We start from the raw sequence: 22,974 nt of genomic DNA, 5'->3' as shown, positions 1-22,974 counted from the left end.
GCTACATTATAGCACATGTTTATCCCGAATAAGTAGAAGTAGTAAATTGAAGAAATAACTGGATATAAATAAGGCGTTATTGTACATACTATATTTAAAACATAGAAAGAAAGAGAGTATTCAATGTATAAGAAATTTGGTATGATAGCTAAATGAGATAAAGTGAAATTTTTCAAAAAAGAGAAGAATATAGCTATCTCGTTTTATGTTGTAATATGTATGGAAATTATATATTGAAAGAAAAGAGCTAGAAGATGAATAATAAGTTTGTGAAAGGCGCTGCGATTTTAACGATTACAACGTTTCTATCGAAAGTGTTGGGAAGTTTTTTTCAAATCCCATTACAAAATATAGCAGGAGATGAAGTACTGGGGATTTTTCGCCTTGTTTTTCCTGTGTATATGATAGCTTTAACTTTATCAGTAGCGGGAGTACCGCTAGCTATATCAAAATTAATCGCTGAACTTCATGAGAAGAATGACGAGAATGGAATTGCCAAACTATTTACTTCAGCATCTATTATTGGAGTAATATTTGGAGTGCTTGGATTTTCAGTTATTATGATTGGATCAAGTATGTTTGCAAATATGCTTGGTGGACAAGAAACAAGACTTCCATTAATCGTAACTTCGTTTGCGTTATTAATCGCACCATATATGGCGGTATATCGAGGATATTTCCAAGGTTTTGGAGATATGATTCCTACCGGGGTGTCACAAGTAATTGAGCAGTTCATTCGTGTTTTCTTTATGTTAGCAATTGCATTTTTATTTGTATATTGGAATAAAGAGAGTGATGTTGTAACAGGCGGCGCAATGATTGGTTCTTGCCTTGGAGTAATTACGTCACTTATCTATTTGAGAATGAAGTATGTAAAAAGTATATATCGTTATAAAAGTAATACATATTCACTACAAGATTTTAAAGATAATGCAAAAAAGATACTTCAGGTCTCGATTCCAATTGCAGTTGGAGCATTATCGATGCCGGTGTTAAATTTAGTTGATTCTGTAACGATTCCACATATGTTGTATGAATCCACTACAACGATTCAAGAACAATTTGGTATATATAGTCGTGGATTTGCGTTTACACAATTAATTGTCGTGTTTGCAAGTGCGATGGTATTTCCGTTAATCCCATTGTTAACTGCTGCATTAACAAAGAAAGATAGAGTGTTAGCAAAACAAACAATTGAACGGACAAATGAGCTTGCTCATGTTTTAACAACGCCGATAACAATCTGGCTCATGGCACTTACAATCCCGTTAAATGTTGGATTGTTTACAGATGCGAAAGGGAGCGGAATGTTAGCTATTTTAATTGGTAGTTCGTATTTTACGTCACTTATGGTATTATCAATAGGAATTTTGCAAGGAATTAACCGTTCTAAGCAAGCGGCGTGGATAGTTGTTGGAGCGAGTTTTGTAAAAGTCATATTAAATATAGTACTTGTAAGTCAATTTGGTATAACTGGTGCGGCTTATAGTACACTTATCATATATATCATGATTTGTATCGTAAACTATATATACATTCGAAAAGAATTGGCTTATTCGATTCACATGGGGAGATTTTTTGCTGTAATTGGGGTATCTAGTATAGTAGGTATAGGATTATATTTCACATCTACTTTCATAAATGTGGTAGATTCTAGACTTATTGCAATAATATATAGTGGTTTAGCGTTTTGTGTGGCCTTGTTCATATATGGCATATGCGCATTAAAGTTGAACTGGATATCCAAAAAGCAAATCCCATTTTTACGTAAGTAAATGAGTCCATAAATGAGTATGGCTATTTGTATGTTTGTGAAAGAAATCAATTTAAAGTTATCCAACTTTTCTTATTAAAGAGTTGATAGCGATTTGTTGAATGACAAAAAGTTGATTGCGAAATGTTGGAGGAGATTAAGAGTGCGGTTAGTTTTATCAGGATATTATGGTTTTTATAATGTTGGGGACGAAGCAATTTTGCAATCAATTATTAAAGCGCTACATGAAGAGGATCCTACTCTTGAGCTTGTTGTACTTTCGAATGACCCCGACTATACAAGAAAAATGTACGGTGTAGAGGCAGTAAATCGCTGGGATATAAGAGCAATTTATAAGGAAATAAAGAGAAGTAATGGCTTAATTAGCGGAGGAGGAAGCCTCCTTCAAGATAAAACGAGTATTAAAAGTATTTTGTACTATACGGGTATTATGCGAATTGCTCGTTTTTTGAAGAAGCCGTATTATATTTATGCGCAAGGAATTGGTCCAATTACGAAAAGACAAAATCGTTTATTAGTGAAATGGCAAGTATCAAAAGCGGAATATATATCAGTTCGTGATGAAGATTCATTTTTGTATTTAAAAGAAATTGGTATTAAGAAGGATATCGAACTAGTTCCAGATCCAGTATTGGCATGTCAACCAGAAGGAATGAAGTCGGAGTGGTTGCAAAAACATGCGATTCAAGGGAAAGTAATTGCAGTTAGTGTGAGGTATTGGGACGCGAAAGAAGATTATATGAAGAAGCTAGCAGATACGCTGAAAAAATTTAAGCGTGATGGATACCATATTTTATTCGTACCAATGCATGGACCATTTGATCAAAATGCATCACGCGATATTATTAATTTAATGGGAGAAGAAGCTCATATGCTTCCGTATAAGCTCGATATTCATGAGAAAATTTCAATTTTGTCGGAATGTTCGCTTCTAATCGGTATGAGACTTCATGCGCTCATACTATCTGCGGTTGCTAATATTCCTATGGTCGGTATTTCATATGATCCAAAGATCGATTCATTTTTACAACAAGTAAATCAGCCGATTATCGGAAACGTAGATGGTGATTGGACGTCTGAAACTTTGTATAATGTTGCAACGAAGCAATTAGAACAAAAAGAATATGTACAAGAAACATTGGAACAAAGAGTAGAAGAATTACGAGAGCAAATTTCAACAGCGTCTCGATACATCATAAGTGACTTGAATTCAAAAGAGTTCAAAAAAAGAGGAATGGGATCTTAATTTAAGAGGACATCCTCTTTTTTATTTTTTGAAAAAAGAAAATGTCGAAAGAAAAAATAAATTTGTAGAAAAATGTCGAATTACGTAAGTGATTGTAAACATATGCTCATAAAGAAAGAAGTTTGAGAGATAAGATGTATGTTTAAAAATCCTAACATTAATATATAATGAATGTTGGTATTTAACGTTTTATTTAGTAAATGATAAGAAAATAGGTATGGTAATTTTGGAAAATCTGATGGTAATAAAAATGTCGAATCATAGAAAAATAAGTTGTCGATTAATGTCGTAATATCTCTATAGTTAGATATTGTAATTGGAAAGCTTTTTCTGTTATAGTTGTAAATGGTTATAAGAAGTTTGTTATAAATGTAATTCTGACGCGTTTTTCTATTCATTTAAAATATTCTGATTTTTAGATCTGGATCCTTTAAAATGAAAGTCGAAAAAACGATCGTTTCGAATTGTGAAAATTCACTTTTTTGTCGAATTTAAGGTTTTAAATTAGATGAAAAGAGTGTATGATTTCTTTATGATTCTTTAATACGGGATATTCTATTATTCTGTATAAAGAATACTTTAACCACATTTATATCTACTAGTTTCAAAAATAAATAGAATATCTATTTAAAACAGTATGGAACTAGTATTACATTCCTAAGGAGGAAATATATAAAATGGCAAAGACTAACTCTTACAAAAAAGTAATCGCTGGCACAATGACAGCAGCAATGGTAGCAGGTGTTGTATCTCCAGTAGCAGCAGCAGGTAAAACATTCCCAGACGTAGATGGTCACTGGTCTAAAGAATCAGTTTACTACCTAGTAGAAAAAGGCGCTATCGCAGGTAACGACGATGGTACATTCGCTCCTGATCGTGAAATCACTCGTGCAGAAGCAGCTACAATGATGGCTAAAATTTTAAACTTACCAATCGAAAAAGGTGCTAAACCATCTTACGCTGATTCTCAAAACCACTGGGCTTCTGCAATCATCGCAGCAGTTGAAAAAGCTGGCGTTGTTAAAGGTAAAGGCGACGGCACATTCGATCCAGACGGAAAAATCGACCGCGTTTCTATGGCATCTCTTCTTGTAGAAGCTTACAAATTAGATACTAAAGTAAACGGTCCTTTAGAAACTAAATTCGATGATTTAAAAGATAGCTGGGGTAAAGATAAAGCTAACATCCTAGTTAAATTAGGAATCTCTGTTGGTACTGGCGACAAATGGGAACCAAATAAATCTGTAACGAAAGCAGAAGCAGCTCAATTTATTGCTAAAACTGACAAGCAGTTCGGTACAACAGCAACAACAGTTGAATCTGCTAAAGCAGTTACAACTCAAAAAGTAGAAGTTAAATTCAACAAAGCTGTTGAAAAATTAACTAAAGAAGATATCAAAGTAACTAACAAAGCTAACAACGATAAAGTACTAGTTAAAGAAGTAACTTTATCAGAAGATAAAAAATCTGCTACAGTTGAATTATATGGTAACTTAGCAGCTAAACAAACTTACACTGTAGATGTAAACAAATTTGGTAAAACAGAAGTAGCTGTAGGTTCTTTAGAAGCAAAAACAATCGAGATGGCTGACCAAACAGTTGTAGCTGGTCAAGCAACTAAATTACAATACAAAGTTACAGATGAGAATGGTACGGAAGTTATTTCACCAAAAGGTATTGAATTTGTAACGCCAGCTAATACAATTGATGCTGAAGGTAATATTACTTTAGCTGAAGGTACTTCAACTACTGTAAAAGCTGTTTATAAAAAAGACGGTAAAGTAGTAGCTGAAAGTAAAACAGTGAAAGTTTCTGCTGAAGGTACTGCAGTAGCTTCGATCTCTAACTGGACAGTAGCAGCAGATAAAGCGGATTTCACTTCTAAAGATTTCAAACAAAACAATAAAGTTTATGAAGGCGACAATGTTTCTGTTCAAGTAGAATTAAAAGACCAATTCAATAACGTGGTGAAAAACGTTAAAGCTGAATATGAGTCATTAAATACAGAGGTAGCTGTAGTAGATAAAGCTACTGGTAAAGTAACTGTACTAGCAGCAGGAAAAGCACCAGTAAAAGTAACTGTTAAAGATGCAAAAGGTAAAGAACTTGTTTCAAAAACAGTTGAAATTGAAGCTTTTGCTCAAAAAGCATTAAAAGAGATTAAGTTAGAAAAAACTAGCTTAGTAATGTCTACAAATGATGTAACTGACTTAGCTGTAAAAGCTCCAGTACTAGATCAATATGGAAAAGAGTTCGCAGCTCCTGTAGAAGTAAAAGTACTTGATAAAGACGGTAAAGTAGCTAAAAATTTAAAAGCAACTTATGCTAATAAAGAAGTAGTTTTAAATACAAATGGCCAAGAAGCTGGTAAATATACTGTAGAATTAACAGCTAAATCTGGTAAAACAGAAGTGAAATCTAAACTAGCTTTAGAATTAAAAGCTCCAGGTGTATTCTCTAAATTTGAGGTTCGTGGTTTAGAAACTGAATTAGATAAATACGTTACTGAAGAAAACAAAAAGAATGAAATGGTAGTTTCTGTTCTTCCAGTAGATGCTAATGGTTTAGTTTTAAGAGAGAAAGAAGCAGCAACACTTAAAGTTACTACTACAGATAAAGATGGTAAAGTAGTGGATGCAACTCCAGGTCAAGTAGCTGTAAATGATGCTGCTGGCACAATTACTGTAGGAAATGAAGCAAAAGCTGGTGAAACATATAAAGTAACTGTAGTAGCAGACGGTAAGTTAATCACAACTCATTCATTTAAAGTTGTTGATTCAGCACCTGCAGCTAAAAAATTAGCAGTAGATTTCACAAGCACATCTCTTAACGAGGTTGCTAAAGATAGCCAATTAACAAATGAACTTCTAAATATCTTATCAGTTGATGGTGTTCCAGCAACAACTGCGGGTGCAACTGTAACTGATGTGAAATTTGTTTCTGCAGATACAAATGTTGTAAGTGAAGAAACTGCTAAGTTTGGTGCAAAAGGTTCTACGTCAATCTTTGTAAAAGAACTTACTGTTAAAAAAGGTGAGCAAACACAAAAAGTTGAGTTTGACAAGCCAGTACGAGTAGATGTTTCTATTAAAGAAGTAAAATAATAATTATTAAAGCCTATGAGAAAATAGACAAAAGTCTATGAGTATCATAGGCTTTTTATTTTGCTCTTATTTCATATACATTTGAGATTGAAAGGAGTAGCCTTATTGAGAAACAAATAAAAAGCGCTTTCAAAAATAGAAGAATACCTCATTGATATGTAAAATATTTGTAAATTAACACCTTTTTCTGTTAAAAAATCATTCGAAAAAAAGAAGAAATTGTCGAAACAAAATAATTTCAGTCGAATTTAGTCTGAAAATTGTATTTATTGTAAAAAATATTTGAGTGATAAAGTGTAAATATGTGCTATAATTCCAATTGTGTATTCGATATGAAAAATATACGAAGCGCATTGAGAGTGGTTTATAGGAAAACAGTTTATTCATTTCTATATTTAAGTATTATCAATATCCTAATAGTACGATTAAAAGACTGAATTATCAGAATGTGTCGAATCTTCTTTTGAGAAAGTTCTTGATAACGAATGGTTTTGTATAGTATGATGAACTTGTTTCATAAAATGGTATTTAAACCTTATATTTACATTAAACGGTTTGTATCATTTTTTATGTGAACTACTTTTCATTATAGTGTTTTTGTTTATGTTTTTATTGTTTTATGGCTTTTCTAACTAGCTAGTTTTCAAATTTAATATGATGTGAAACTAGTAGCATATTCCTGAAGGAGGAAATTTATAAAATGGCAAAGACTAACTCTTACAAAAAAGTAATCGCAGGTACAATGACAGCAGCAATGGTAGCAGGTGTTGTATCACCAGTAGCAGCAGCAGGTAAATCATTCCCAGACGTTCCAGCTGGACATTGGGCAGAAGAATCTATTAACTACTTAGTAGATAAAGGTGCAATTGTAGGTAAGCCAGACGGTACATATGGTCCAACCGAATCAATCGATCGTGCTTCTGCAGCTGTAATCTTCACTAAAATTTTAAATTTACCAGTTGATGAAAATGCTCAACCTTCTTTCAAAGATGCTAAAAATACATGGGCTGCTAAATATATCGCAGCAGTTGAAAAAGCTGGTATCGTTAAAGGTGACGGCAAAGAAAACTTCTATCCAGAAGGAAAGATTGACCGTGCTTCATTTGCTTCTATGTTAGTAAGTGCTTATAACTTAAAAGATAAAGTTAATGGCGAGTTAGTTACAACATTTGATGATTTAAGAAAACATTGGGGTGAAGAAAAAGCAAACATCCTAATTAACCTTGGAATCTCTGTAGGTACTGGTACGAAATGGGAGCCAAATAAAACTGTAACTCGTGCAGAAGCAGCTCAATTTATCGCATTAACAGATAAAAAATATGGTAAAAAAGATAATGCACAAGCATATGTAACAGATGTGAAAATTTCTGAACCAGCGAAATTAACATTAACAGGTACTGGTTTAGATAAACTTTCTGCTGATGATGTAACTCTTGAAGGAGATAAAGCTGTTGCGATTGAAGCAAGCGCTGATGGTACTTCTGCTGTAGTAACACTTGGTGGCAAAGTAGCTCCTAATAAAGACTTAAGCATTAAAGTTAAAAATCAATCATTCGTAGCGAAATTCGTATACGAAGTGAAAAAATTAGCTGTAGAAAAACTTACATTTGATGATGATCGTGCTGGTCAAGCAATTGTCTTCAAATTAAACGACGAAAAAGGTAACGCTGATGTTGAGTACTTAAACTTAGCAAACCATGACGTCAAATTTGTAGCAAATAACTTAGACGGTTCACCAGCAAACATTTTTGAGGGTGGAAAGTCAACTTCTTCTACAGGTAAACTTGGTGTTGGCCTTTCTCACGGTGATTACAAAGTAGAGGTTCAAGTTACAAAACGCGGTGGTTTAACTGTTTCTAACACTGGTATTATTTCAGTGAAAAACCTTGATACACCAGCTTCTGCAATTAAGAGTACTGTATTTGCGGTAGATGCAGATAAAAACGGTGTAGTATACGGTAATACATTGACTGGAAAAGACTTCAAACTAAACAGTCAAACGTTAGTGGTTGGTGAAAAAGCACAAATCCATAACGTAGTTGCTACAATCGCTGGAGAAGATAAAGTAGTTGATCCAAACTCAATTAGCATTAAATCTTCAAACAGCGGTATTATCTCTGTAGTAAACAACTACATTACAGCTGAAGCTGCTGGTGAAGCTACACTTACTATTAAAGTAGGCGACGTTACAAAAGACGTTAAATTCAAAGTAACGACTGGTTCTCGTACGTTAAAATCAGTAAAAGCTAATCCAGATAAATTACAAGTTGTTCAAAACAAAGAGTTACCTGTTACATTTGTAACAACTGACCAATATGGTGATCCATTTGGTGCTAACACAGCTGCAATTAAAGAGGTTCTTCCAAAAACTGGCGTAGTGAAAAAATTAGATGTAACAACAGCTGATGCTGGCTCAATCGGTACAAAAACAATTGGTGTTACAGGTAATGAAGTGGGAGAAGGTACAGTTCACTTCCAAAATGCTAACGGTGAAACGCTAGGTTCATTATATGTGAACGTAACAGAAGGTAACGTTGCATTCAAAAACTTTGAACTTGTATCTAAAGTAGGTCAATACGGTGCATCACCTGATACAAAAGTTGACCGAAATGTTTCTACTACAGTTGAGTACCAATTATCTAAGTACACTTCAGATCGTGTATACTCTGATCCTGAGAACTTAGAAGACTATAAAGTTGAGTCTAAAAATGAAAAAGTAGCTACAGCTGAAATTGTTGGGAATAAAGTTGTTGTAACTACTATAGCACCAGGTAAAGTTGACATTCACTTAACTAAAAATGACGCAACTGCGGGTAAAGCTACAATCGAAGTTGTTCAAGAGAAAATCGCTATTAAATCTGTAGACTTCAAACCAGTTCAAACAGAAAACTTCGTTGAGAAGAAAATTAACATCGGTACTGTATTAGAACTTGAGAAGAGTAACCTTGATGATATCGTAAAAGGTATTAACTTAACAAAAGAAACACAACATAAAGTACGTGTTGTGAAGTCTGGCAAAGATAAAGGAACTCTTTACCTTGATACAAATGGTAATGCTCATTATGACATCTTTGACCAAAAACTTGGCGATGTAACAGTAACAGCATCAAGTGATTCAGTATTCAACAACTTTAAAGCAGACATTTATGATGCTTTAACTACGAAGTACACTGACAAAGGTACATTAGTATTCAAAGTATTAGGCGATAAGAATGTTGTAACAAGTGAAATTGGTTCACAAGCAGTACAAGTGAACGTTCTTAACAACCCAAATCTATAAGTCGATTATAGATAAAGTGAAAAATCAGCGGGATTCATCTCCGCTGATTTTTTAATAGAAAGAAGGCTCTTGTATTTTTACAAGAGCCTTCTTTCTATTTCTTAAACTTAAACATATCCCCGCTCAAATTCGAATCACTATACACAAACAATACCATGTTAATGTTGTTGTCTTGAATGTATTGATATACATCTTTTTCGTGATAGTGACGCAGGTCGAGGATAGATGTGTGTTTGAAACTTTGTGCTAAGTGTGGCACGATTGCGTTTGCGAATGAGTCTTTTAGGACTAGGGCGCGTACTTCATTTTGTGCATTGTTATTTTTGATGACGATTTCTGGATAGTCATCTGTGTAATAACCTGCGTATGATGTTGTATCTTTTTGTTTTTCTACGCCGTATAGTTCATCTAAGTTTTGGTGAACAGTACCTTTCACATCTTTTGCGGTTACGCTTGTGAAGTTGAAACCGTCTTTCGGTGTGTAGTAGCACAATTTTTCACCCGTTGCATCGATGAGTTGGTATAGTTGGTTGTTAAAACTTCCGACTAAATGTTTATTTTGCGCACATGTCCGAGTGTAGTCTTCTTTTTTTATTTCTTTTCCTTTATATATAGAAGATTGTTGCCCGATTGTGTTCATTATATATTGGTAACCTAAGAAGGCACCGTCCATATTCCAATGATGATCTGTTTTGAAATACATGTCTTGTATTTCTTCGTTTGTATAGTTCTGTTTAAAGTGTTCCATAAGTTTTATTGGCTTTACGTCTGCTGGAAGCTTCTTTAGAAAGTAATTTAAATTTTCCTGTGCATATGTATGAATATGAGAAGGTAATTTAAATGATAATGCATTCGTTTTTGACGGTGGTAAAGCAAAGTAAAACTCAACGTTTTGTTCTTTTAAAAACTGAGATAAATCGTTTATAGCGGGCATGGATTGGTCAATTTCATTATATTTTTTTGTCCACGCCGGGTTTTTCAGGAGCCATTTATCATCAGTTAAAATAATGTCGTTAATGAGAGATTTGCCCATATTAATTTGAGCAATTGTATAGTTTTTAATAAGCTCATCTCGTCCGATTAGTTGATCATTTGTGTATGTTTCGAAATCTTTAAAGAAGCTACCAGTTAGGAGAGCTTCTTTCGTAAGTGCTGGTTTTTGAGCGAGCGGCCGATTTTCAACTGGTGAAATGTCTCGGTCTGTTTTGAGTAACGATAATATGCCAAATGAAAAGATAATGGTGAGAAAACCGATAAACAGGATGAGGTTCCCCAATTTTTTCATAATAACGTTTCCTTCCTACATCAGTTAAAACCTGAAATAAATAAATGGATTATATGTTGAGTTAATCAAGTACATAACCGAAATCATAAATAATGTTAGTAATAATATAGGACGTACAAATTGCATTGTGAACATATACGTTTTTGGCGCAAGTTCTAGTATGTTTTTCATTCTTTTTAAAATTGGTGTCGCTGCGATAAAGGCAATGAGAAATACGATAATGTATTCATGTACGTATAACATCGTATTGTCATCGATGAAAGATTGGCCACCTATGCCGAACATCGCTTTTAAATATTGGAAAGAGTAAGCGAAGTTGTCAGCTCGGAAGAAGACCCAACCGATCATAACGATTAGTAATACGTATGCATGTTGCAGCGGCTTCCATAGTTTATTTAATATTTTTTCGAATCCAGCTTTTTCAATTGAAATAATAAAGCCGTAATATAAGCCCCAGGCGATAAATGTCCAGCTCGCCCCGTGCCATAAACCAGTTAATCCCCACACGATGAAGAGGTTACGATAATTCGCTAGTTTTGAAACGCGGTTTCCGCCGAGCGGGATATATATGTAATCGCGGAACCAAGAGCCGAGTGTAATATGCCATCTTCTCCAAAACTCTGAAATAGATTTAGAGATGTACGGATAGTTGAAGTTTTTCGGGAAATCAAAGCCGAACATTTTTCCAAGTCCGATTGCCATGTCAGAGTATCCTGAGAAATCGAAATAAATTTGCAAGGTATAGGCGATAATACCAATCCATGCCGTTCCAACACTCATTTCAGATGGTGGTAAGGCAAAGATTTTATCAGCGACAAATCCAACTTGGTTAGCGATTAATATCTTTTTTGCTAGTCCGAGAACGAAAATTTGAATGCCTTCTGTGAATCGTTCAAAAGAATGGATGCGCGTTTTAATTTGCTCAGCGACGATATTGTAACGAACAATTGGTCCGGCAATAAGCTGAGGGAAAATAGAGATATATAGTGCTAAGTTAAGTGGATTTTTTTGAACATCCCCATCTTTACGGTATATATCGATGACATAGGACATCGCTTGGAATGTATAAAATGAAATTCCAATTGGTAGTGGAATAGGTTCCACATGAATAGATAAGTGCAAGACGTTGTTTAAAATGTCTGTGAAAAATGAAATATACTTAAAATAAGAAAGTAATAGTATATTTCCGACTACAGCCATAATTAAAAATGTGACTTTCATATTTTTTCGTTTATCATAATGATGCACGAGTAGGCCGAAGCAGTAGTTTAATACGATGGAAAAGAGCATTAAAAGAACGAAACGTGGTTCGCCCCATGCATAGAAAATTAAACTAAATGCAAGTAATACGAAGTTACGTAGCTCGGCACGCACTATAAAATAGAGAAATAATACGAGAGGTAAAAAGATAAATAAGAAAATCGAACTACTAAATACCAAAGGACTCTCCTCACTTTTTCGAAATACATTTCGTAAAAAAAACGACATATCTATTATATATTCTTTTTTATAATAGTGCCTTTAATATTTTAGCATGTTAATAATTCGATTAAAATAATTATTCTATATAATAGAAGAAAAGCGGTATGGAATCCTTTTGACACCCACTATCTGGATAAGATAAGATGAATAAGGTGTGATTTGTTTAGAAGGGAAGAGATGGTGTGTTATTTAACTCGTTTGAGTTTATTTTTTTATTTTTACCGATAGCATTTCTTTTATATTTTTTATTAAATAAATTTGGACAAACTACTTTAGCGAAAGCTTGGCTTGTGGCAGCATCTTTATTTTTCTATAGTTATTGGAACATAAAGTATTTGCCGCTTATGTTAGTATCGCTCATTGTGAACTACTTTATCGGAATGAAGCTCGTAAAGCATAAGAGTAAATTTCTTTTAACAGTAGGCTTACTATTTAATATTGGAATGCTTAGTTATTTCAAGTACTATGATTTCTTTTTGCAAAATGTAAATTCGTTATTTGGAACTCATTTTACATTATTATCATTAACGTTACCGCTTGCGATTAGTTTCTATACATTCCAAAAGATTGCGTTTTTAGTAGATACATATCGCGGGGAAACGGAGGCATGTCATTTTCTTGATTACGCTCTGTTTGTAACATTTTTCCCGCAACTTATTGCAGGACCAATTGTACACCATGCGCAAATTATGCCGCAATTTGCGGATCGTAGTAAAAAGCGTTGGCAATCAAATTATATCGTTCTCGGTATTTTTGTATTTGCCATCGGTATTTTCAAGAAAGTAGGGATTGCAGACGTTTTATCTCCTGTCGTACGGGAAGGGTTTGATGTACAGCAGTCGCTAACCTTTGTTGAAGCTTGGCTTTCATCATTAGCGTTTACATTTCAGTTATACTTTGATTTCAGTGGATATAGCGATATGGCAATTGGAATTGCGTTAATGTTCAACATTAAATTGCCTCAAAACTTTAACTCACCTTATAAAGCGGTGAGTATACAAGACTTTTGGCATCGTTGGCATATGACATTAAGCCAGTTTTTAACGAAATATGTGTATATTTCTCTTGGAGGAAATCGAAAAGGTATTACGCGTACATACGTCAATATTATGATTGTCTTCTTAATAAGTGGACTTTGGCATGGGGCTGGTTGGACATTTATTTTCTGGGGATTTCTGCACGGATTAGCTTCTGTCGTTCATCGTTTGTGGAACAAAGCAGGAGGGTGCATGCCGGCCTGGGCGGGATGGCTCGTGACGTTTTTCTTCATTAATATAACGTGGGTATTCTTTAGAGCAACATCGATGCATGATGCGGTGAAAGTGTTAAAAGGAATGTTTGGATTTAATGGATTCGAACTAGCAAATAGCGTATTCCCGGTATTTGTTATTGAGAAGCTACAATTTTTAAAAGGGTACGGTGTTTCATTTACTGAAGCATACCATGTTTCATTATTAAATACGGAAATAGTAGCGTATATTTTCGGAGCATTATGTATTAGTTTCTTCTTAAAAAATTCAATTCAGTTAAAAGACTCATTCCGTCCGACAGTATGGACGGCGTTATTTACTGCAATATTACTTGTGTATAGTGTATTGCATTTAACGAGTATTAGTGAGTTTTTATACTTTAATTTCTAGGTGGAGAATATGAAAAACAAACAGTGGCTTATTTTCGTTTTTGTATGTGTTTTTGTTCCACTTGCAGGTGTTGGAATATTTAATGGCTATGCAGATTCACTTTGGTTATTCTCGCATAAAAATAAGTGGAATAATGTTCAGTTTGGGTTTAATGAGAGACAACAAAAAACGAATTATATAACATATCGTCCGTTTACTTATGATGGCGTTATACTTGGCAGTAGTAGAACAACGTTTATCAATGAAAATGATTTTACCGGATTAAACGCATTTAATTATGCGGTAAGTAGTACAGATCCGCGTGAGTACGATGCGTACATTGAATATGCAAAAGAGAGAAAAGGTAGTGAATTATCTTCTATTGTGATTGGTTTAGATTTCCTTGGAACGAACAAAAATAGAGAAATCGGTTTTGAAAAGCCAGAAGTATATATTAATGAGGCACAAAGCTTACTATATCCAATTAAATCGTATGTGAGTATGGATGGGATTACATATTCCCGAAATACAATTCAAAACTCCATTCATCACAATAAGACTATTGATGTATATAATCGCGATAACATAAAATCGATGCGTGAGTATACGAAAGAAGAGCGTGACACACAAATTGCCGCGCAAGTAGATAAATTTAGTAGAGAGATTTATGGCGGGAATTATGAGTATCAAAATATGAAGGGAATATTAGGAACTGTAAAATCTCATAATCCAAATACAAAGTTTTATATTTTTACAACTCCTGTTTCAGAGCCATTGTTCCGTGCGATGATTCAATCAGGGCGTTGGGAAGATTATAAAAGGTGGCTCCATGATGCTGTCGATGTATTTGGAGAAGTGCATCATTTCATGTATTTAAATTCAGTAACAAAGAACTTAGATAACTATATGGATGGACATCATTTCAGGCCAGAAGTCGGAAAGATAATTGCACATAAAGTTGTAAATGAAGAAGATCGTAATGTGCCGAAAGATTTCGGTATTGTTATTACGAAGGATAATATTGATGAGGTGCTGGAGCAGATTCATACATCGTTTCAATAGAAAGAAATAGTTTTGTTTCAAAGATCGAATCGTTATGTGATTCGATCTTTTTTTAGTAGTCCACAAAAAATTTAATTAAGCGAGAAAAAGCAATTATGACTGGAGTAGAAAGAAGCAGCATCCAAATAGATGCTGCTTCTTTCTATTCTATTTCTAAATCAACAATTAAGTAGGCAAGTATAACGATGAAAAAAATGCTAACAGATGGCGCTGTTAATACGTGACCAGACATAAAGCCAATGCCAAGTGATAGGATGAGTGTACTAGATAATAGCATATATTTTACAGTTATAATTTTCTTAAAGTTTGTGATCATACGGATGAATAGTTTAATACCGAAGTATAGAAGTGGTATTAAGTAAATAAGGAAACCGATAATTCCAAAGGCGAAAAATAGGTCATGGAAGTCCATTTCAATTAATTTAATTTTAACTGTGTAGTTACCAGCGTAACCCATTCCAAAAAGTTTTTGTGAGAGCGGTGCTTCTTTATAGTATTGTTTGTATACTTTTAAGAATTTGTCCCGATCACTATAAATTAAACTCTTCACTTCAGAGTCTGTTAGTTCACCTTTTGCGTGTTTTTTTGCATCCTCTGGATTTTCTTTAATTACTTTTCCTTCTTTTTTATCCTGTTCTTCTTGTACTGATTTTTTGTATTCGTATATTTGCATGTGGATTCCCATATTTTTTGCGATAGGAGTATGCGGTGTAAGAACAATTAAACCTCCTAGTACAACTGCTGCAACGATGGTGTTTACAAGATATGTGAATCCTTTTTTTTCTTTTTTACGGTTTATCATATATTCAATGAACGAGAAGAAAAGTGCTACGCCTAATGTTAGCACAATTGCACCATATCCAACTTTTGTTCCGACCATAATACTTGCATACATCGCAAGTATTGTTGGAATCCAGTAATATATTTTCGAGAAAGAAGTTGTTTTATAAATCGAATATAAGACAACGATTGGGAACATAATCGCGAAGAGAGCACTTAAATCATTTCCAGCAAAGAACCAACCTCTTGAGCCAATTTTTGAGTGAGGATAGCTTGGGAAATCAGTGCCAGTTTGCATTGCGATAATCATTGTGATGCTTAAAATTAAAGTTGCATATAAGAAATATGTAATGATTTTATGAAACACATATTCTTTATTTTTTAGCTCTTTAAAGACGATAATATATCCAAACAGTAGCACAATTGGATATATGCTCTTTAAAATAAATTTAACTTCTTCTCCAAATGAAACTGGATATTTAACCATCATATTATTTACAAGACCGATTGCCAGTGCAATGCCGAGTAAACATAAATAGAGAATGTACTTTTTCGCGCCTTGTTGTTTATGATGAAGAAGTAGATAACCTAATGCAAGAAGCATAAAGGCGAAACGGACTACGATTCCGACTGTTGCGCTCATGTGTAATATATAGATTGAAAAAGACGTTAATAAATCTAAAATTGGTTGAAACACGATGAATAGCAGTAGGAAATGCGGGAAGTAGTTATCCGTCTGTTTTAACTTAGTAACCATATGTTCCTCCATTTCTTCATTCCTTTATTTCAGCACCCCTCTATATAATAGGAAGGGGAATGAATTTCTATATTTAATTTTTATATCAGACTTAAGAATACACCATTTCATTGTAATGGTAAATAGATGAAGAGCCGGGATAAACCGACTTTAATTTCTATATTTTTCAACGAAATTGTATGTTTTATGCAAGGTGATATACAAATTACGAGATTATTAGACAGAAAATTAAGAAAAAAGAAGGGTTTTTCACATCCTTTCTATAATTATATAAGTATAATCTTTGTCCCGCTTTAATGGGCAGTAAGACCCCCACCTCAAAATTCAGAGAAAGCAAAGAAGTTAGGTGGGGAATCAACTGCCCATAAAAGTCCGATTGGTTCAACTAATAATCAGTGGAGTGGGGGATGAAGAAACCCCCACTCCACTGATTAAAGTTTCACTTTATGTAGAAAAGAGGGGTATTTATAATGGAAGTAACAAGTAAAACAGAATCTGTCATTGTGAAATATGAAGGGCACGTTGCAACGGTTATGGTCAATCGCCCAGAGGTGTTAAATGCATTAGATGAGCCAACGTTAAAAGAGTTATTACAAAAGCTGAAAGAAGTAGCGGAGAGTTCTGCACACATTGTTGTGTTATGCGGGAACGGCCGTGGTTTTTCTGCGGGTGGAGATATTAAATCGATGCTTTCAAGTAATGATGAAAGCAAGTTTGATGGTATTATGAATACTATCTCTGAAGTCGTTGTGACTTTATATACGATGCCAAAGCTCGTTATTAGTGCGATTCATGGACCAACTGCTGGTCTTGGATTAAGTATTGCGCTAACAGCTGACTATGTGATGGCAGATATTTCATCCATTATTGCGATGAACTTTATTGGAATCGCTTTAATTCCAGATGGCGGCGGCCATTTCTTCCTTCAAAAGCGCGTTGGTGAAAATATGACGAAGCAAATTATTTGGGAAGGAAAGAAATTATCGGCGAGCGAAGCGCTTGATATCGGTTTAATTGATGAAGTAATCGGTGAAGATTTCCAAACGGCTGTGAAGCAAAAGATTAGTGAATGGTCACAAAAGCCAATCAAAGCGATGATTCAAACGAAGCAAATTTTATGTGAAGTAAATCGCTCCAATTTAGAACAAACGCTGCAGCTTGAAAAACGCGGCCAATATGCGATGAGACAAACAGCGGATCATAAAGAGGGCATCGCTGCATTTTTAGAAAAACGTTTGCCAGCATTTAAAGGAGAATAAAGTGTAGTGGTAGTTTTACTGCCGGCTAATTTAGGATAAAGGGGAGAAAGTGCTAACACATTTTAGTATAATTGTGTTAGCACTTTTTTTAGGAGTAATATATGAAGAAAATTATTGGTGTTATCGTTATTATTTTACTTACATATTATGCTTTGCATAGTACACCATCTCTTGCGGTACGAACTGCACTATTCTTTGAAGGGCATCCAATTGTTGCTTTCTCAGGTGAAGTGGAGAAAGAACGGGATGTGAAAAAAGAGGCGATTCCTGATGAGTACCAAACCTTATATGGCGATAAGAAAGAAGAACCAGAGCATTATTTCTTTCCGGCAGTAAGGGCACACGGATCAGGAATTGATATGTTAAGTGCTTGTGTGAAAAAAGAGTGGTTATTTTATAAGGCAGAGCTCGGCTGCTATTAAACATAGGAGGATGGATGATGTCAGCATATAACAAGTTAGTAAGAGATCGTGTTCCAGAGAAGATTTTAATGTCTGGAAAAACATATACAGCACAAAAATTAACAGGACAAGCATACATACAAGCTTTAGCGAAAATTGGAACAGAAGAAATTCGTGAATTTGCTTCTATGAAAGAGCGTGAACATGCGCTTGATTCTCTTGCGGATGCACTGGAAGTAATCATCTCATTAGCGCGTGCAGAAGGTGCGACAATTGAAGATGTAGAACGTCTTCGTAAGCAGAAAGAGATAGAGCGCGGTGGGTTTGAAAGAGGTATTTACTTGTTGGATGTTTCAGAAGAATAGATTTGTAGGGAAAGCATAGCGTTACTCATTAACGCTATGCTTTTTTGTTGCAATTAAACTAATAATGAAGAAGATAGCTGTTAATACCCAGCCGATTGTAATAGAAGTAGTAGTATGAACTGCATAAGAAACTTGTAAACAAAGTAATGATGCTAGAAACCAAATGAGTGCAATGTGTACATATTTTTTTGATATATTCATATTGTATAACTCCTTTTATATACTAAAGTGAATTTTACTATAATTTAGAAAATTAAGCTATATGAGTAGAGGATTTATAGTAAATTCGGTATACTAAATAATAGGAAAAATGAGGAGGAAATGACAATGGCACATTATGCGAAAGAAACGATGGAATTGATTAAGGAGCTTGTCTCTATTCCAAGTCCATCTGGAAATACAGAGAAAATTATTCGTTTTATTGAAAACTATGTAAGTGAGTGGAATGTAGAAACGAAGCGTAACAATAAAGGTGCTCTTATTTTAACGGTAAAAGGGAAAAATGATGCACAGCACCGTTTATTAACAGCACATGTTGATACGTTAGGTGCGATGGTAAAAGAAATTAAGCCAGATGGTCGTCTGAGTCTTTCTATGATTGGCGGATTTCGCTGGAACTCTGTAGAAGGGGAATATTGTGAAATTGAAACATCAAGTGGTAAGACGTATACAGGAACGATTTTAATGCATCAAACGTCTGTACATGTATATAAAGATGCAGGTGAGGCGAAACGCGATGAGAAAAATATTGAGGTTCGCATTGATGAGCGCGTATTTTCAGCTGATGAAGTACGTGAATTAGGAATTGAAGTAGGAGACTTCGTTTCATTTGATCCGCGCGTTCAAATTACAGAGAGTGGATACATAAAATCACGTCATTTAGATGACAAAGTAAGTGTTGCGATTCTATTAAAATTAATTAAGCGATTACAAGATGAAAACGTAACATTACCATATACAACTCATTTCTTAATTTCTAACAATGAAGAGATTGGATACGGTGGTAACTCTAACATTCCAGAAGAAGCGGTTGAATATTTAGCGGTTGATATGGGAGCGCTAGGTGATGGACAAGCATCTGACGAGTATACAGTATCTATTTGTGCAAAAGACTCTAGTGGTCCGTATCATTATGCACTACGTAAACATTTAGTAGAACTTGCGAAAACGAACAATATTGAATATAAAGTAGATATTTATCCGTACTATGGATCGGATGCATCAGCTGCAATTCGCGCTGGATTTGATGTGAAACATGCATTAATTGGAGCAGGTATTGATTCTTCTCATGCATTTGAGCGTACACATGAAAGTTCGATTGCTCATACAGAAGCACTTGTTTATGCATATGTATTATCAGAGATGATTGCAGAATAAGAAAAGAAATGGGCTACCTCTAGTAGCCTATTTTTTGTTTGCAGAGAAATCGACTTTATTTAACAAAGAGTAAATTAATTGTAATTTATTTTACAATATTAAGAAAGTAGGTTTACTACATAATTCGAGTATTATAAAATAATAGAGGCGCACTAATTTTTTTTGTTCGAATTTGTCGAAATTTATATATTAAGATTACGCGTTATTAAAAGATGATTGTCGAGAGGAGTATTATTTTTTATGAAGTATCGTGCAGTCGCGGCAGGTATTTTAGCCGCAAGTTTATTATCGTCTCCAGTAAGTAGTTTCGCAGCAGCAAAGAAGTTTTCGGATGTTCCTTCATGGGCGCAAGAATCAGTTGATTATTTAGTAGGAAAAAAGGCGCTTGATGGAAAGCCAGATGGAACGTTTTCTCCATCTGAAGCAGTAGATAGAGGATCAGCTGCAAAAATTTTAGCAGTCGTTCTTGGTTTACCAATTGATCCAAAAGCAAAGCCATCTTTTAAAGATGCACAAAACCATTGGGCAGCTCCGTACATTGCTGCAGTGGAAAAAGCAGGTGTAATTAGTGGAGATGGTACTGGTAAATTTAATCCATCAAGCCAAATTAACCGTGCATCTATGGCATCTATGTTGGTACAAGCATACTCATTAGATAAGAAAATTATTGGAGAACTTCCAACACAGTTTAAAGATTTGGAACCTCATTGGGGTAAGAAACAAGCTAATATTTTAGTAGCTTTAGAGATTTCTAAAGGTACGGGAAATGGTTGGGAGCCTGAAGGAACTGTAACTCGTGCAGAAGCAGCTCAGTTTATTGCGATGGCTGATCAAAATAAAACAGATACATCAAAAAGAATGTATATGAACAGAAACTTTATTACATATCATCAACCATCATTATCATCTGGTATTACTGATGTTCAGCATAAGCCACAAATGGTTGTAGTGAAAGAACAAAGAGCAGACGGCTGGTTAAAAATTGTAACAAGTAAAGGTGAGAAATGGACACCTCTAACAGAAAAAACAGAAACGATTAATGAAGGATTTACTACTTATGAAACAGCTTCACATAGTTCTAAAGTGCTAGGTACATATAATGCACAAACAGTAACGGTTATGGAAGAGAGTGGAAGCTGGATTCGTATCCGCGTAGGCGCTGGTTTCCAATGGGTTGATAAAAATCAATTAAACCCAGTAAAACAAGAGAACTTCTTAGAAGGTAAAGCAATTATTATTGATCCAGGTCACGGTGGAATTGACTCGGGTAATGTTGGTTATTACGAGAAAGAAAGTCAAATCGTATTAGATACATCTTTACGATTACAAAAACTATTTGAGAAAAAGACACCATTTACTGTTAAGTTAACACGTACGAACGATACACGCCCAGGAGTAGATTCTAGTGATTCTTTAAGAAAAAGAGTAGAATTTGCTAATGAAAATAATGGTGATATTTTCGTAAGTATTCACGGTAACGGTTCTACAGGTAAAGATGGACATGGTACAGAAACATTCTATTATGCAGCAGCACCGACAAGATCAACGAATCCACATACGGAAGACAGTCGCTTATTAGCAGAAAAAATTCAAAAGCGTCTTGTAGCAGCTCTTGGAACAAAAGATCGTGGTGTGAAAAAGGATAATTGGTACGTAGTAAAATATAATACAATGCCAGCTGTATTAGCAGAATTAGCATTTGTAGATAATAAGAATGATGCAAATAAACTCGCTACACCAGCACAGAAACAAAGTGCAGCAGAAGCAATTTATCAAGGTATTTTAGACTATTACGAAGCAAAGGGTAATAACGTATCTTCTTTCCGTTAATACATTAAAAGAGATTGCCGATAGGCAATCTCTTTTATTTATTAACGTTTCTCTTTATTTCAGGCATGTGATATCATTTAATTTTATATAAGAAAGTATTGTAATTATAACGATATAGAGGATGATCATAGATTGAATAATCATAGGAAAACACCTGCATGTATATATACGTATGCATTTCGTGAGGAGGAGCGTGCTTTATGTTACTTGGAAATGCGCTCGTTCTTTGGAATGGAGTCTCACGTTAATATTTTGAAAAGTGATGTCAAAATTGACCCGAGTAGAAGTCCTTTTATGAAAGAGCGCGTTGAGGTTATGTATGAAGGAGACGACTTAGAAAGTATTTTGGAACAAGTAAAGGAAATTGAATTAGGAGAAATGACGTTTAAAGTTATCTTCGTGAAAATCAATGATCTTGAGGGGAAAAATAAAATAGAGTATGCGGAAAGGCGTATCATTGAACGACGTATTGGAGATTGTATTGATGCGGAAGCAGATGTGCGCAATCCAGAGCGTACTTTTGGTATTGTTCCATTAGGCGGACGTTGGTATTTTGGACATTATGTAGAGAGTAAGCCAGTTTGGTATCATCATATAAAAAAACCACGTAGCTATTCGACATCTCTTAGCACACGCGTTGCAAGATCCGTTGCAAATATTGCGGTGCCAAATCCAGAGGGAGTAAGAGCGATTGATCCGTGCTGCGGCATTGGAACGGTTGTAGTAGAAGCTCTTTCGATGGGAATTAACATCGTTGGTAGAGATATAAGCCCGCTCGTTGCGATTGGAGCGAGAGAAAATATTGCACACTTCGGATTCGATGGGACGATAACGAAAGGACCGATCGAGGAGATTACGGATAATTACGACGTCGCAATTATCGACATGCCATATGACTTATTTACGCACGCAACACCAGAAAATCAGCTCTCCATTCTTTCAAGCGCGCGCCGCATTGCTAAAAAGGTAGTCGTTGTTACAATGGAAACAATGGACGATATGATTCATGAAGCAGGATTTGAAATTATAGATCGCTGCACTACAAAAAAAGGAACATTTTCTAGACAAATTCTTGTTTGTGAATAAGGAAGAAAGGTCACCCGTTTGGGTGACCTTTTTTGTTTGGTATTGATGTGTGATTGATTGGTGGAATGGAGGAATGGTTTGGCGAAATTTGTCGGTAAGTCGATATTCGATGTCGAATCGTCGATAAATTTAAAAAATCGCCGATATATTGTGTGAAATCGCTGATATATTGATGATGTATAAAAGTATGTGTAAACATTTTTAGGCAAAAAATAAGGCAAAGTACCCCCTAGGTTTATCCAGAACCTAAAATGAAAGGAGACTTTG

16 protein-coding genes are annotated in these 22,974 nt (G+C 34.8%); 12 read left to right on the top strand and 4 right to left on the bottom strand.

Annotation, left to right across the window (positions count from 1 at the left end):
- Positions 1–254: 254 nt before the first annotated feature.
- The 4 genes from ACTFSI_RS19460 (at position 255) to ACTFSI_RS19445 (ending at position 9,404) form a co-directional block, all read left to right on the top strand.
- A complete protein-coding gene (locus ACTFSI_RS19460) occupies positions 255–1,775 on the top strand; it encodes a putative polysaccharide biosynthesis protein (RefSeq protein ID WP_138322424.1) in 1,521 nt (506 codons plus the stop codon).
- Positions 1,776–1,916: 141 nt separating this feature from the next.
- Positions 1,917–3,020 (top strand): polysaccharide pyruvyl transferase CsaB, encoded by a 1,104-nt coding sequence (gene csaB, locus ACTFSI_RS19455; protein WP_001241608.1) that lies wholly within the window; start codon positions 1,917–1,919, stop codon positions 3,018–3,020.
- A gap of 677 nt (positions 3,021–3,697) precedes the next feature.
- Positions 3,698–6,124, top strand: coding sequence for an S-layer homology domain-containing protein (locus ACTFSI_RS19450; RefSeq protein ID WP_044792076.1), 2,427 nt, complete (start codon positions 3,698–3,700; stop codon positions 6,122–6,124).
- A gap of 700 nt (positions 6,125–6,824) precedes the next feature.
- Entirely contained in the window at positions 6,825–9,404 is a 2,580-nt protein-coding gene (locus ACTFSI_RS19445; protein WP_440045573.1) for an S-layer homology domain-containing protein, read from the top strand.
- Between the two features lie 94 nt (positions 9,405–9,498).
- Here ACTFSI_RS19445 and patB1 read toward each other — a convergent pair whose 3' ends face one another.
- Entirely contained in the window at positions 9,499–10,689 is a 1,191-nt protein-coding gene (gene patB1, locus ACTFSI_RS19440; protein WP_440045572.1) for a secondary cell wall polysaccharide O-acetyltransferase PatB1, read from the bottom strand.
- 24 nt (positions 10,690–10,713) lie between these two features.
- Positions 10,714–12,129 carry an MBOAT family O-acyltransferase gene (locus ACTFSI_RS19435; RefSeq protein WP_429670838.1) on the bottom strand — a complete coding sequence of 472 codons (1,416 nt, stop codon included), beginning with the start codon at positions 12,127–12,129 and terminating at the stop codon, positions 10,714–10,716.
- Positions 12,130–12,353: 224 nt separating this feature from the next.
- On the opposite strand from ACTFSI_RS19435, the gene ACTFSI_RS19430 reads away from it, so the two are divergent.
- Both ACTFSI_RS19430 and ACTFSI_RS19425 read left to right on the top strand, forming a co-directional pair.
- Complete coding sequence (locus ACTFSI_RS19430; protein WP_044793672.1) at positions 12,354–13,811, top strand: MBOAT family O-acyltransferase; 1,458 nt, start codon at positions 12,354–12,356, stop codon at positions 13,809–13,811.
- Positions 13,812–13,820: 9 nt separating this feature from the next.
- Positions 13,821–14,852, top strand: a complete 1,032-nt coding sequence (locus ACTFSI_RS19425) for a hypothetical protein (RefSeq protein WP_044793670.1) — start codon at positions 13,821–13,823, stop codon at positions 14,850–14,852.
- Between the two features lie 142 nt (positions 14,853–14,994).
- On the opposite strand, the gene ACTFSI_RS19420 is transcribed toward ACTFSI_RS19425, so the two are convergent.
- Positions 14,995–16,389, bottom strand: coding sequence for an O-antigen ligase family protein (locus ACTFSI_RS19420; protein WP_440045571.1), 1,395 nt, complete (start codon positions 16,387–16,389; stop codon positions 14,995–14,997).
- A 470-nt stretch (positions 16,390–16,859) separates the two neighbouring features.
- Between ACTFSI_RS19420 and ACTFSI_RS19415 the strand changes: the two genes are divergently transcribed.
- From ACTFSI_RS19415 to ACTFSI_RS19405, 3 genes are all read left to right on the top strand, one after another.
- A complete protein-coding gene (locus tag ACTFSI_RS19415; RefSeq protein ID WP_000454170.1) occupies positions 16,860–17,648 on the top strand; it encodes an enoyl-CoA hydratase in 789 nt (262 codons plus the stop codon).
- Between the two features lie 101 nt (positions 17,649–17,749).
- Positions 17,750–18,070 carry a hypothetical protein gene (locus ACTFSI_RS19410; RefSeq protein ID WP_000720155.1) on the top strand — a complete coding sequence of 107 codons (321 nt, stop codon included), beginning with the start codon at positions 17,750–17,752 and terminating at the stop codon, positions 18,068–18,070.
- Between the two features lie 17 nt (positions 18,071–18,087).
- Complete coding sequence (locus tag ACTFSI_RS19405) at positions 18,088–18,414, top strand: nucleoside triphosphate pyrophosphohydrolase (protein ID WP_001277353.1); 327 nt, start codon at positions 18,088–18,090, stop codon at positions 18,412–18,414.
- A gap of 21 nt (positions 18,415–18,435) precedes the next feature.
- On the opposite strand, the gene ACTFSI_RS19400 is transcribed toward ACTFSI_RS19405, so the two are convergent.
- Positions 18,436–18,615 (bottom strand): hypothetical protein, encoded by a 180-nt coding sequence (locus ACTFSI_RS19400; protein ID WP_001995412.1) that lies wholly within the window; start codon positions 18,613–18,615, stop codon positions 18,436–18,438.
- A 126-nt stretch (positions 18,616–18,741) separates the two neighbouring features.
- On the opposite strand from ACTFSI_RS19400, the gene ACTFSI_RS19395 reads away from it, so the two are divergent.
- The 3 genes from ACTFSI_RS19395 (at position 18,742) to ACTFSI_RS19385 (ending at position 22,707) form a co-directional block, all read left to right on the top strand.
- Positions 18,742–19,791 carry a M42 family metallopeptidase gene (locus tag ACTFSI_RS19395; protein ID WP_440045570.1) on the top strand — a complete coding sequence of 350 codons (1,050 nt, stop codon included), beginning with the start codon at positions 18,742–18,744 and terminating at the stop codon, positions 19,789–19,791.
- 240 nt (positions 19,792–20,031) lie between these two features.
- Entirely contained in the window at positions 20,032–21,621 is a 1,590-nt protein-coding gene (locus ACTFSI_RS19390; protein WP_044793667.1) for an N-acetylmuramoyl-L-alanine amidase, read from the top strand.
- Positions 21,622–21,753: 132 nt separating this feature from the next.
- A complete protein-coding gene (locus ACTFSI_RS19385; RefSeq protein ID WP_197225589.1) occupies positions 21,754–22,707 on the top strand; it encodes a TRM11 family SAM-dependent methyltransferase in 954 nt (317 codons plus the stop codon).
- Positions 22,708–22,974: the final 267 nt, after the last annotated feature.

Origin of the sequence: Bacillus cereus group sp. MYBK101-2, from assembly GCF_051918845.1 — a bacterium.
Lineage (GTDB): Bacteria > Bacillota > Bacilli > Bacillales > Bacillaceae_G > Bacillus_A > Bacillus_A paranthracis.
This window is presented reverse-complemented; position numbering and strand designations above follow the sequence as displayed.

Bases quoted from the DNA above. Each gene is read 5' to 3' on its own strand.
- ACTFSI_RS19460 (WP_138322424.1), top strand. From the start codon at position 255: ATGAATAATAAGTTTGTGAAAGGCGCTGCGATTTTAACGATTACAACG.
- ACTFSI_RS19450 (WP_044792076.1), top strand. From the start codon at position 3,698: ATGGCAAAGACTAACTCTTACAAAAAAGTAATCGCTGGCACAATGACA.
- ACTFSI_RS19445 (WP_440045573.1), top strand. From the start codon at position 6,825: ATGGCAAAGACTAACTCTTACAAAAAAGTAATCGCAGGTACAATGACA.
- patB1 (WP_440045572.1), bottom strand. From the start codon at position 10,689: ATGAAAAAATTGGGGAACCTCATCCTGTTTATCGGTTTTCTCACCATT.
- ACTFSI_RS19425 (WP_044793670.1), top strand. From the start codon at position 13,821: ATGAAAAACAAACAGTGGCTTATTTTCGTTTTTGTATGTGTTTTTGTT.
- ACTFSI_RS19420 (WP_440045571.1), bottom strand. From the start codon at position 16,389: ATGGTTACTAAGTTAAAACAGACGGATAACTACTTCCCGCATTTCCTA.
- ACTFSI_RS19415 (WP_000454170.1), top strand. From the start codon at position 16,860: ATGGAAGTAACAAGTAAAACAGAATCTGTCATTGTGAAATATGAAGGG.
- ACTFSI_RS19410 (WP_000720155.1), top strand. From the start codon at position 17,750: ATGAAGAAAATTATTGGTGTTATCGTTATTATTTTACTTACATATTAT.
- ACTFSI_RS19405 (WP_001277353.1), top strand. From the start codon at position 18,088: ATGTCAGCATATAACAAGTTAGTAAGAGATCGTGTTCCAGAGAAGATT.
- ACTFSI_RS19400 (WP_001995412.1), bottom strand. From the start codon at position 18,615: ATGAATATATCAAAAAAATATGTACACATTGCACTCATTTGGTTTCTA.
- ACTFSI_RS19395 (WP_440045570.1), top strand. From the start codon at position 18,742: ATGGCACATTATGCGAAAGAAACGATGGAATTGATTAAGGAGCTTGTC.
- ACTFSI_RS19390 (WP_044793667.1), top strand. From the start codon at position 20,032: ATGAAGTATCGTGCAGTCGCGGCAGGTATTTTAGCCGCAAGTTTATTA.